1 protein-coding gene is annotated in these 824 nt (G+C 42.8%); it reads right to left on the bottom strand.

All coding sequences use genetic code 11. The annotated features are described in order from the left end of the window. Positions 1-684 (bottom strand): tRNA1(Val) (adenine(37)-N6)-methyltransferase (locus tag ABUA47_RS15995; RefSeq protein WP_349831756.1); only part of this gene is annotated, 684 nt, incomplete at its 3' end. Between the last annotated feature and the right edge of the window lie 140 nt (positions 685-824).

Below are 824 nucleotides of genomic sequence, written 5' to 3'. Positions count from 1 at the left end.
CGTTAAAGCTACATATTCAGGGGTAAACTCATTGTGATTCACCTCAATACAGAGTTTCTCTTCTCTACACTCTTTTGCTTCAAAACCAAAGTTCAGCAATACCCGTCTGCACGGTTTTCCGGGCTTGGTGAAGACTTGCACACGATGCAATGGAAACAACTTATGGTTCCAAGCTGTATCCACAACCGTTTTTTCAGCTTCCGCTGGAATAATGATGCTTACGACTCCTTGCTCTTCAAGCAAAGATGCCGAACGATGAAACAGTAAATCGTAATTCAAATTGCCCGCATGCCGTGCTGTGCACCTTTGTTCGTCAGGACATTTCAACGCATCTATAAAATAGGGAGGATTGGAAACGATGAGGTCAAATCTGTTTTCCGGCTGATAATCTCGGAAATCATGACATATGACCTCTACTCTATCGGCCCATGGAGAGTGAGATACATTTTCTGTGGCTTGTCCGGCTGCAGCCGCATCTATCTCGATTGCAGTAATCCGGGCATGCGGATTCCTTTGCGCTAACTGTAAGGCTATTAATCCGGTACCGGTTCCAACGTCCAGTATACGCTTTGCTTTGTCTGCCGGGGCCCATGCCCCAAGTAGTACACCATCTGTGCCGACCTTCATGGCGCATTTATCATGAAATATGGTAAATTGTTTAAACTTAAAAGATGATTTTGGCATGTTTATCTTCTTTAATTGGGCTCAAAAATAATCAAAGCCTGCATATTTGTCATAAAATTGGCACTGTTTTTGTCTTTTTAAAGGGTGAAGAACGTTTATTTATGAAGAAATAGCTTAACTTTGCAGGCGCTTTATTGGCC

This window comes from Bacteroides sp. RTP31139st1_H2_RTP31139_211217 (genome assembly GCF_040227615.1).
GTDB lineage: Bacteria > Bacteroidota > Bacteroidia > Bacteroidales > Bacteroidaceae > Bacteroides > Bacteroides uniformis.
Note: the sequence above shows the minus strand (reverse complement) of the source record. Positions and strands in the feature narration are given on the sequence as shown.